The organism is Frankia sp. AiPs1, assembly GCF_023716945.1.
Taxonomy (GTDB): domain Bacteria; phylum Actinomycetota; class Actinomycetes; order Frankiales; family Frankiaceae; genus Frankia.
Window position 1 is genome coordinate 22,487 of record NZ_JAMQQF010000022.1, and the last position, 10,246, is coordinate 32,732.

Below are 10,246 nucleotides of genomic sequence, written 5' to 3' on the forward strand. Positions count from 1 at the left end.
GTGATTCTCGGAACGTCAACTGGCATACTGATCGGGTGGGAATCGCGATGATGCGAGCCGCGGTCTGCCATCGACTGGGCACGCCGGACGAGATCACGACCGAGCCGGTACCCAGGCCCGAGCCGGGGCCGGGCGAGGCATTGATCAGAGTGCATGCGGCGGCGGTCAACCTGCCGGACGTGCTCATCGCCGCGGGCCGTTACCAGGTGCCGGTGCCCCCGCCGTTCACCCCCGGCAGCGAGTTCGCGGGGGTCGTCGTCGGCGTCGGGCCGCAGGTGACGGGCGTCGGGGTCGGTGACCGGGTGGCCGGCGCGGTGATGAGCGGCGCCTTCGCCGAGTACGTCGCCGCCCCGGCGCAGTCGCTCATCCCGGTGCCGGCCGGGGTGGATCTCGCCACCGCCGCCGCGAGCTGGGTCTGCCACCTCACCGCCTACCACGCGCTGCGTTCGATCGCGGCCATCGCGCCCGGGGAACGGCTGGTCGTGCTGGGGGCCGCCGGTGGCGTCGGGCTCGCGACGGTGGAGCTGGGCGCGCTGCTCGGCGCGCGGGTGATCGCCGCGGCGTCCAGCCCGGAGAAGCTCGCGGCCTGCCGGGAACGCGGCGCCGAGCACCTGATCGACTACGAGCGCACGCCGTTGCGCGACGCTATCCGGGCGGCGGCCGGCGGCGCGGACGTGGTCGTCGACCCCGTCGGCGGACGCTTCGCCGAGGCGGCGCTGCGCACCCTCGGCTGGGGCGGGCGGTTCGTCACAGTCGGCTACGCCAGCGGAGAGATCCCGCGCATCCCCCTCAACCTGCTGCTGTTGAAGGGCATGATCGTGCGCGGTTTCGAGCTGCGCACCTTCGCCCAGTTCGAGCCGGAGCTCGCGGCGCGGGACCGGGCCGAGCTCGCCGAACTGCTCGGCACCGGCCGGGTCGCCCCGCTCATCGGCGCGCGCTTCCCACTGGCCGACACCGGCGCCGCCCTGACCCATGTCGCCGCGCGGCAGGCGATCGGCAAGGTCATCCTGGCGATGACGGACGGCGACGACACCGGCGTCGATGGCTGAGATCGGTGAGCTCGACCAGCCCGAGGACGTCGAACAGGCGCAGGTGCGGCGGCTGCTCGACGTGGGGCTGACCCTGCTGATCGACCGAGGCACGTCGGAGGCGGTGCGCGTCGCGGACATCGTCGCAGCCGCGGGATTGTCCAACCGGGCGTTCTACCGGTACTTCGCCAGCAAGGACGACCTGGTCGCCGCGATCGTGGCCGACGGGATGCGGCGGGCCGAGTCCTACCTGCGGCACCTGATGGACCGGGAGACCTCGCCGGAAGGCCGACTCCGGGCGATGATCGCGGGCTTCCTCCGCCAGGCGACGGACCCCGTCATCGGCGCGGCGACGCGGGCGGTGCTGGCACAGTCGGAGCGATCACGGGACATCGCCGGCAGCGCGGCCCGGACCTCGCTGGACATGATCGCCGGGCTGGCGACCGACCCGCTGGCCGCACTGGGCGTGGAGCACCCACGGGACAAGGCGCGGCTGCTCGCCATCACGCTGTCCGGCGCCGTGCAGGACGTGCTCTGGGGTCGCCACGAGCGCTCGTCGCGGCCGCAGGAGGTCGCTGCCTACTGCCTGGCCGGCGTGCGTGCGCCGGTCGACGCCCGCTGACGTCCCGATCGCCTCCCACCCACCCCGACTGCCTCCCACCCACGCCGCTTGCCTCCCACCCACCCCGGGACCAACAACTACTTTGCGTCACCATTCGCTGGTGCCGGCATCGCATGAGGGCGCGACCGCCCGGGTATGGACAAGGCCGGGCCGCATGGGGTGGGTCGGGCCGCACGGGGTGGGTGAGGAGTCTTGGTACAGGAGCGTGCGGACCTCTTCGAGCTCCTGAACCTCGCCGTGACGGCGACCGATCTTCGCAGCGGCCGCCTGCGCCGGGCCAACGCGGCGGCCTGCGACCTGCTCGGCCGGTCCGAGGACGAGCTGGTCGGCACCTACTGGCAGGACGTCACCGTGCCCGAGGAGCGGGCGCTGTGGCACGAGGAAACCCGCCGGCCCGGCCAGCACGACCCGTCGTCCCAGCGGCTGGTCCGCCTGTGGCGCCCGGACCACAGCACCGTGCACGTCCTGGTCACCTCGGCGACGGTGCCCGGACCGACGGGACCGGAGATCGTCAGTCAGCTCCAGGACGTCTCCGACGAGATCACCGCGAACGACCGCCTGCGCCTCATCCTGGACAACACACCGGTGTCGATGTTCCTGGTGGACCGGGCCGGGTTCGTGCTGGCCAGCGAGGGCCTCATGGATGCGACGCTGTCGCGGCTGTCCGAGCATCCCGACGTTTCGGTGTTCACGCTCTTCGAGGATCTGCCCGACGCCCTCGGCCTGCTGGCGGCCGCGCTCGCCGGGCGTCCCCTGCACCACGTCATCGAGGCGTTCGGCCGCTGCTTCGATCTGCACCTGATGCCGATCGAGGGGCCCGAGGGCGAGGTGAGCTACCTGACCTGCGTGGCCACCGACGTTACCGAGCACCAGCAGGCGCTGGCCACCCTGCGGACCCGCTCGGTCGAGCAGGCCATGGTGGCCGACCTGGGCCAGCAGGCGCTGGAGAGCCTCGACGCCGCCTCGATGTGGACCCGGGCCGCCCGGACTCTCGCCGAACATCTCGCGGCCGGAACCGTCCGGATCCACGAACTCGACGACACCGGCCGGCGCACCCGCACCCTCGCCGACGTCTCCCACGACCCCGAATCCCCCCACGACCCCGAGTGCCCCCACGACCCCGAGTCACCCCAGGGCACCGAGTCACCCCACGACTCGGGCACTCACGAGCTCGTCGTGGCGACCGGCCGAGGTGACCGGCCGTCGGCGGTCATCGAGGTGAGCCGCCTCCCCCCCGCGCCGGCGTTCAGCGAGCAGGACGTGCAGTTCGTCCACACGGTCGGCGCCGTGCTGGGAGCGGCGGCCGTGCGCTTCCGGATGGAGGACGAGATCCGCCGTCAGTCCCTGCACGACGGGCTCACCGGGCTACCCAACCGGACGGCGCTGCTCGACCGGCTGGACCGGGCGCTGCGGCGGGCACGGGGGGACGGGACCCGCATCGGCGTGCTGTTCATCGACCTCGACGGCTTCAAGACGGTCAACGACACCCTGGGTCACCAGGCCGGCGACCATCTGCTGCGGCTGACGGCGGACCGGCTCGAGCACGCCGTGCGGCCCGCCGATGTCGTCGGGCGGCTCTCCGGCGACGAGTTCGCCGTGATCTGCGAGGACGTCGACTCCCCCGCCGACATCGAGGCGATCGCCGACCGGGTGCTCGCCACCCTGGACACGCCCTGCGTGCTGCGCGAACGCACGGTCCTGCTGTCGGCCAGCGTCGGCATCGCCCTGTCCGAGCCGGACACCGCCGACGGCGAGGATCTGCTCAACGCCGCCGACATCGCGATGTACGCCGCGAAGCGCCGCGGCCCGGGGCGGCGGCTGGCGTTCGACGAGGTGATGCGCACCCGGCTGATGGCCCAGATCACCGAGAGCGACGAGCTGCGCCGGGCCGTGTCCGCCGACGAGCTGGTCATGCGTTACCAGCCGATCCAGGACATCGACCGGGAGGTGGCCGGCGCGGAGGCGCTGCCGTACTGGCGACATCCGCGTAGGGGGCTGCTGCCCCCCGCGCAGTTCCTGCCCGATCCGGCGCACGTCGCCCTGCGGGTGCCGATCGACCGCTGGGCCGTGGGGCGGGCCTGCCGGGCCGCCGTCGAGTGGGCGGACGAGCGCGCCGACGGCACGCCGCCACCGCTGCTGACCGTGGCCATCTCCAGCCGCTGCCTCGTCGAAGCCCGGTTCGTTCCCGAGCTGGATGTGCTGCTGGCCGCCACCGGCGCGGACCTCCGCTACCGGCTGTGTCTACAGGTGACCGAGCGGGAGGTCGCCGACGACGAGACGGCCCTGTCGGCCGCCTTCGGTGAGGTGCGCCGGCTGGGAGTCGACCTCTGCGTCGACGACTACGGGTCGGCGCGGACGATGGCCGCCGCCATGAACCGGGTGCCCTTCCGCTACATCCGGCTCAACGGGGCGTTCGTCGACGGCGTCGACCGCAGCCCGGTGCGCCACGCCGCCTCGGGTGCGCTCCTGCACTTCGCCCATGAGCTCGGCATCCGGGCGATGGCCGGCGACGTCGGGACGGCCTCACAGTTGGACACGCTGCGGGCGCTGCGCTGCGACCTCTTCCTCGGGCCGGTGATCGGTCCGAGCACGGCGCGGCTGCCGCGACTGGCCGGACACGGGGACGAGCCGGGCACCGACCGTCACCCCGTGCCCCCGTCGCGCGGAGGGTGACAGCCGGGTGCGGCGACCGACTTCGGGTGTGCCGGCAGGCGACCAGTACCCGCGCGCATGAGTGACGACGTCGTCAGACCCACCTCGATCACGAGCCGCCTGGAGCCACCGCAAAGCGCCCAGCGTCACGTGGTCGCCCGCGGCGACCGCCGCCGCGGCGAGCGCCGAGCACATCGCGACCGACGGGTCCGCCGGATCACCGGCGGCGCCGGGCCGGCGTCCGGCGGGTGCGTCCGCGCACCGCAGCCGCCCTGCGGCCCCTTCACCAGCGGTCAGAAGCGGACTGGGCAGCAGGTGACGGCCGCTGCGGCCGGGCACCGGCGCATCGGCTGCCCCGAGTCCGAATCTGAGGTTCAATGAGCGATGAAACATCTAACTTCGCACATGAGATGTACGGCGGGTTCCGGCACGACCGGGATCACGTCGCGGACATACACCCGCAAACGGGGCCTGCCCACACCCGGCGTCACGTGACATCGTTGTTAGAAATCGAGGTAGCCTCGTATGCTTAGGTGAGGCGTCGTCGCGCGCGGGCAGCCGCCCCGGCGGCGGTTCCAGCCGCCGGCATGGCGCGTTCGTCCGGCGGCCACGAGCCAGGGGCCGACGACTGCGGGTGAGATTCCGCCGCTGCCGCCGGCGCTGACCCTCGATCCACATACGGGTGGCTATGTCGCTCCCACCCGGGGCGGTGGCGCCTGATCCCCCCGGGCAGTAGAAATCAGGAAAGGCGTGGCTCCCTCCGCTCCGCGAGAGGAACACGCGCGAGCGAGGAGGTCGAAAAGTGAGCCTTGTCACCAAGCCCGGTACCCGCTACCGGTCCACCGTCGACCAGACGGAGTTCATCGTGGTGAAACCCGCGAAGGGTCCGATCGATCTGCGGTGCGGCGGCCATCCGGTCGTGGCGATCGGCACCGAGGCCCCCACCGGGCTCACCCTGGACCCCGCGTTCTCCGCCGGCACGCCGCTGGGCAAGCGGTTCGCCGACACCGACTCCGGCCTCGAGCTGCTGTGCACCAAGGGCGGCACCGGTTCCCTGTCCATCGGGGAGGTCATCCTCGCCCAGAAGGACGCCAAGCCCCTGCCCTCCTCTGACTGACGGGTAGCCACGATGCACCTCGGGATGCTTCTCGAAATGGCCGCGGACGGCATGGCCGACCGGGTCGCACTCGGCCCGTTGGCCTCCGGTCTGACCTTCGCCGAGCTGGCCAGCCGGGCCCGGCGCCTGGGCGCCGCGCTCGAGGCGCGGCCGGGCGAGCGGGTCGGGCTGATCGACCTGAACTCCCCCGCGGTTCCCCTGACCCTGTTCGGCTCGGCGATCGCCGGCAAGCCGTTCGTGCCGATCAACTACCGCCTGGCGGATCCGCAGTTGCGCGCCATCGTCGCCCGCACCGCCCCGGCGACGATCATCGTGGGTGAGGGTGTCGTCGAGCGGGTCGGGCCGGTTGACGGCGTCGAGTTCCTCAGCCGAGCCGAGGCCCTGGCGCTCGCCGAGGACCCCGAGGGCAAGGAGAAGGACGGCTGGGGCGGCGACGCCGACGAGATCGCCGTCCTGCTGTTCACCAGCGGCACCACCGGCGAGCCGAAGGCCGCCGTGCTGCGGCACAGCAACCTGACCGAGTACATCATCTCCACGGTCGAGTTCGCCGGCTCCGCGGAGGATGAGGCCGCGATCGTCAGCGTGCCGCCGTACCACATCGCGGGCATCTCGGCGGTGTTGTCGTCGACCTACTCCGGACGCCGGGTGGTCCAGCTCGAGGCGTTCGACCCGACCGCCTGGGTCACCACCGTCCGGGTGGAGTCGATCACCCACGCGATGGTCGTCCCGACGATGCTCGGCCGCATCCTGGACATCGTGGAGGCCGACGGCCTGGGTCTGCCGTCGCTGCGCTCGCTGTCCTACGGCGGCGGCCCGATGCCCCTGCCGGTCATCGAGCGCGCGGTCGGCCTGCTGCCGAACGTCGGCTTCGTCAACGCCTACGGGCTCACCGAGACCTCCAGCACCATCGCGGTGCTGGGGCCCGACGACCATCAGGCGGCGTTCGCCAACGACGACCCGACGGTCCGCGCCCGGCTCGCCTCCGTCGGCAAGCCGCTGCCGACGCTCGAGGTGTCGATCCGCGACGCGGCCGGCATCGAGGTGCCGGTGGGCGAGCGCGGGGAGATCTGCGTGCGCGGCGGCCAGGTTTCCGGCGAGTACCTCGGCCGGGGCACGACGCTGGACTCCGACGGCTGGTTCCCGACCCGCGACGAGGGCCACCTCGACGAGGGCGGTTACCTGTTCGTCCACGGCCGGCTCGACGACGTGATCGTGCGCGGCGGCGAGAACCTGTCGCCGGGCGAGATCGAGGCGGTGCTGCTGGAGCACCCGGGCGTGCTCGAGGCCGCGGTCGTCGGGATCCCGAACAAGGAGTGGGGCGAGCAGGTCGTCGCCGCCGTCGTCACCTCCGGCGGGGTGACGGAGGAGGACCTCAAGGCGCACGTCCGCACCCAGCTGCGCTCCAGCCGTACCCCCGACCACATCCAGTTCCGCGAGGAGCTGCCGTTCAACGAGAGCGGCAAGCTGCTGCGCCGGGTGCTTCGGACCGAACTGTCCGAGGCCTTCACCTGATCGGTTCCGCATCGCGCGCCCGCCGGCCGGCTGCGACCGGCGGGCGCGGGAGGCGGCGTGCGGCGCCCGCGGCGCGCCTGCCCGCCGGAATCGGGCCCGCCGCGGACCGCACCGCCGTGCGGGGACGCGTGCCGGTGCGGACGAGGCGAGGATGAGCTGACCATGACTGTCGTTCCCACCGGCCCCGGTCCCGTCGGGGAGCCGGCGCTCAGCGCCACCCCGGCCGGCGCGGCCGGCGCGGCCACGGATCTCGCCCTGCCGTTGCAGGACGTCCTCGGGGTCCGGGAGTCCGAGCCGGACGTGTTCGTCGGCGCCCGGGGTGCGCGCGCCCGCACCGGCATCTTCGGCGGGCAGCTCGCCGGCCAGGCCCTCGCGGCGGCCCAGCAGACCGCGGACTTCCCCGCGCACTCGCTGCACGGCTACTTCCTGCAGTCCGGCGAGCCGGACATCCCGGTGAGCTACCACGTCGAGCGCCTGCGCGACGGCCGCTCGTCGGCGGTGCGCCGCGTGGTCGCCCGCCAGCACGACCGCCGGCTGTTCGAGGTGATGGCGTCGTTCACCACCCCCCGCGAGGGGCTGGACCACGCCGACCCGGCTCCGCTGGACGTGCCCGATCCCGAGTCGGTCGCCGACCTGCCCAGCCATCTCGCCTCCTGGGGGTTCGACGGCCCGCTGCCGCCGCACTTCGCGGTGCTGGACTTCCGGCCGGTCAGCGTCGTGTCCCCGCTCGCCCCGCGGGCGTATCCCCCCAGCCAGCAGGTCTGGTTCCGGGTCAGGACCGCGCTGGGGGACGATCCCCGCGTCCACCTGCAGGCGCTCACCTACGCGTCCGATCTGTACCTGCTGGCCACCTCCCTTCGGCCGCACGGCATCGCATCGGCGAGCCCCGGAGTGTCCTTCGCCAGCCTCGACCACGCGATCTGGTTCCACCGCCCGTTCCGGGCCGACGAGTGGCTCCTGCACGACCAGCACTCCCCGACCGCCTCCGCCGGCCGCGGGTACTCGACCGGCAAGATCTTCCGGCGGGACGGCACCCTGGTCGCGACGACCGCCCAGCAGGGTTTCATCCGCCCGCCGGCCGGCGCCGTCGGCGAACAGCGCCCACCGACGCGCTAGGGCCGCCCCGGGCGGTAGCCGTCCGGGCCGCCGTCTTCGTCGGCGGCGTGGTCGGTGTCGTGGTCGGCGGCGGCCGTCTCGAGCTGGTGGATCCGCGCGTAGGCGCGATTGCGCAGCCGCAGCACCACCGAGGCCAGCAGCGCGGCGAGAACCGAAGCGGTCAGCACACCCACCTTCGCATGATCGTCACGGACGCTGCCGGGTCCGAACGCCAGCTCCCCGATGAGCAGCGACACCGTGAACCCGATCCCCCCGAGCAGCGCGAGCCCCGCCACGTCGACCCAGGCCAGACCCCCGTCGAGGCTCGCCCCGGTGAAACGGGCGACGAGCCAGGTCGTCGCGAAGATCCCGATCGCCTTGCCGGCGACCAGGCCGACGACGACGCCGAGGGCGGCCCGGTCGGCCAGCGCGTCGGTGAGGCCCCCGAGGCCGCCGACGGTCACCCCCGCCGAGCAGAAGGCGAAGACCGGCACGGCGACGCCCGCCGACACCGGCCGCCACCGGTGCTCGAAGTGTTCCGCCAGCCCCGGGCCCGCCTGCGGTCCCCCGCCCCTCTCGCTGCGCGCCACCGGCACAGCGAAGCCGAGCAGCACCCCGGCGACCGTGGCATGCACCCCGGAGGCGTGGACGAGCGCCCAGGTGAGCACCGCGAGCGGCAGCAGCAGCCACCACGCCCGCACTCGGCGCTGCACCAGCAGAGTGAACATCGCCAAGGGAACGACGGCGACGGCCAGCGGCACCGCGGACAGCTCATCCGTGTAGGCGACGGCGATGATCGCGATGGCGAGCAGGTCGTCGACCACGGCGAGGGTCAGCAGGAAGGTACGCAGCGCCGTGGGCAGGTTCCTGCCCACGACCGCGAGCACCGACAGGGCGAAGGCGATGTCGGTGGCGGTCGGGATCGCCCATCCCCGCAACGCCCCGCTGTGCAGGTTCAGCAGCGAGTACAGCACGGCCGGGACGACCACGCCGCCCACGGCGGCGGCCACCGGCACCGCCGCGCGGCTGGGCTCGCGCAGGTCCCCGGCGACGAACTCGCGCTTGAGCTCAAGACCGGCGACGAAGAAGAAGACGGCCAGCAGCCCGTCGGCCGCCCACTCGCGAACCGAGAGGTCCAGGTGCAGCGCCGCCGGGCCGAAGTCGGTGGCCAGCAGCGCGTCGTAGGAGGCCGACCAGGGTGAATTCGCCCAGCCGAGGGCCAGGACGGTGGCGGCGAGCAGCAGCGCCCCGCCGATCGTCTCGTCGCGCAGGATCGCCGTGATCCGCCGGGTCTCCGCCCAGGAGCCGCGGGCGAACAGGCGAGGGGCGCGGCGCGGCGGCGGGTTCAGCACGGTCTCCCAGCGTCCGGGGTCGGTTGGATCACCGCCGACCAGACTTCCCGGCACACCACGATCAAGTCTAGCCGTCCGCTGCCGCTCAACCGGCCGCGTGCCGCCCGACGGCGTGCCGCCCGACGCGGCTAGCCACCGCCGGTCACCGGCGACGTCCTCCCGACAGCGCCGACGGCGCGGGCGCTTCACCCACCGCCTCGTCGGAGGCAAGAGCCTCGCCCCGCCGCCGTGCGCCCCAGCCCGCGCGGTCTCCATCCCGCGCGGACCGCTCGGGAGCGGCCCCGCCCTGTGCGGCCCACTCGGAAGCGGCCGCGGGCGCTGTCCCCTCCCGGTAGCTCTGGCCGTCGGGTCCATACCGAACGGGGCGGGACAGCGCCTGCGCCCCGAAGCGGTGTCGATCCCGGACCTGGTCACACCAGATCACCAGGGCGGGCAGGAGGAACATCCCGGCCAACAGCGCGACGGCGAGAAGTATGCGATCCCATTCGAACTCGGAATCCACGGTTCATCCCTTCGGTCGATGATCGTCTTACGACGGGCAGTCTCCGAAAAGCCCGAACTCCGAGGCCGGCCATCTGCCGCCATCGCACGACAGCGGAGCCGCATCCGGCGGGCAGACATCCCAAATCGGAAATGCGGACCACCCGCGGCGCGGCCCAGGCAGGGCGAAACCCAGGCATTCGCGGCACAGGCCGCACAGACACCCGGCAGCCACGGCGCCGGCAGCACTATCGCCACGCGACGACGCCGGCAGCACGATCGCCACGCGACGGGCCCCGCGAAGGTCCGGCGGTCCCGGCGCGGGCCTACCTCGGAAGTGAGCTGGAGGGCCGCGGCGGGCCGCGGGCTGGCGGGGTCCCAGTTCGCG

8 protein-coding genes are annotated in these 10,246 nt (G+C 73.3%); 6 read left to right on the plus strand and 2 right to left on the minus strand.

Going from position 1 to position 10,246, the window contains the following annotated elements; translation table 11 throughout:
• Positions 1 to 50: 50 nt before the first annotated feature.
• The 6 genes from ND748_RS04835 (at position 51) to ND748_RS04860 (ending at position 8,047) form a co-directional block, all read left to right on the plus strand.
• On the plus strand, positions 51 to 1,049 hold the full coding sequence (locus tag ND748_RS04835; RefSeq protein WP_251744355.1) for an NADPH:quinone oxidoreductase family protein: 999 nt from the start codon (positions 51 to 53) through the stop codon (positions 1,047 to 1,049).
• Positions 1,042 to 1,650 carry a TetR/AcrR family transcriptional regulator gene (locus ND748_RS04840; protein WP_251744343.1) on the plus strand — a complete coding sequence of 203 codons (609 nt, stop codon included), beginning with the start codon at positions 1,042 to 1,044 and terminating at the stop codon, positions 1,648 to 1,650. Before ND748_RS04835 ends, ND748_RS04840 begins: the two co-directional genes overlap by 8 nt.
• Positions 1,651 to 1,842: 192 nt before the next feature.
• Positions 1,843 to 4,323: an EAL domain-containing protein gene (locus ND748_RS04845; protein ID WP_251744344.1), complete on the plus strand. Its 2,481-nt coding sequence runs from the start codon at positions 1,843 to 1,845 to the stop codon at positions 4,321 to 4,323.
• Between the two features lie 781 nt (positions 4,324 to 5,104).
• Positions 5,105 to 5,419: a hypothetical protein gene (locus tag ND748_RS04850; protein WP_251744346.1), complete on the plus strand. Its 315-nt coding sequence runs from the start codon at positions 5,105 to 5,107 to the stop codon at positions 5,417 to 5,419.
• A gap of 12 nt (positions 5,420 to 5,431) precedes the next feature.
• A complete protein-coding gene (locus ND748_RS04855) occupies positions 5,432 to 6,931 on the plus strand; it encodes a class I adenylate-forming enzyme family protein (RefSeq protein ID WP_251744348.1) in 1,500 nt (499 codons plus the stop codon).
• A gap of 162 nt (positions 6,932 to 7,093) precedes the next feature.
• Positions 7,094 to 8,047 carry an acyl-CoA thioesterase II gene (locus tag ND748_RS04860; RefSeq protein WP_251744350.1) on the plus strand — a complete coding sequence of 318 codons (954 nt, stop codon included), beginning with the start codon at positions 7,094 to 7,096 and terminating at the stop codon, positions 8,045 to 8,047.
• Here the strand turns inward: ND748_RS04860 and nhaA are convergent.
• Entirely contained in the window at positions 8,044 to 9,378 is a 1,335-nt protein-coding gene (nhaA, locus tag ND748_RS04865) for a Na+/H+ antiporter NhaA (protein ID WP_251744357.1), read from the minus strand. The genes ND748_RS04860 and nhaA overlap by 4 nt on opposite strands.
• A gap of 142 nt (positions 9,379 to 9,520) precedes the next feature.
• The gene (locus ND748_RS04870; RefSeq protein ID WP_251744352.1) at positions 9,521 to 9,880 is read right to left on the minus strand and encodes a hypothetical protein; all 360 of its coding nucleotides are present in this window, start codon (positions 9,878 to 9,880) and stop codon (positions 9,521 to 9,523) included.
• Positions 9,881 to 10,246 lie beyond the last annotated feature (366 nt).

Excerpts from the sequence above, each read along its gene's own strand:
- ND748_RS04840 (WP_251744343.1), top strand. The coding sequence starts at position 1,042 with ATGGCTGAGATCGGTGAGCTCGACCAGCCCGAGGACGTCGAACAGGCG.
- ND748_RS04860 (WP_251744350.1), top strand. The coding sequence starts at position 7,094 with ATGACTGTCGTTCCCACCGGCCCCGGTCCCGTCGGGGAGCCGGCGCTC.
- ND748_RS04835 (WP_251744355.1), top strand. The coding sequence starts at position 51 with ATGCGAGCCGCGGTCTGCCATCGACTGGGCACGCCGGACGAGATCACG.
- ND748_RS04855 (WP_251744348.1), top strand. The coding sequence starts at position 5,432 with ATGCACCTCGGGATGCTTCTCGAAATGGCCGCGGACGGCATGGCCGAC.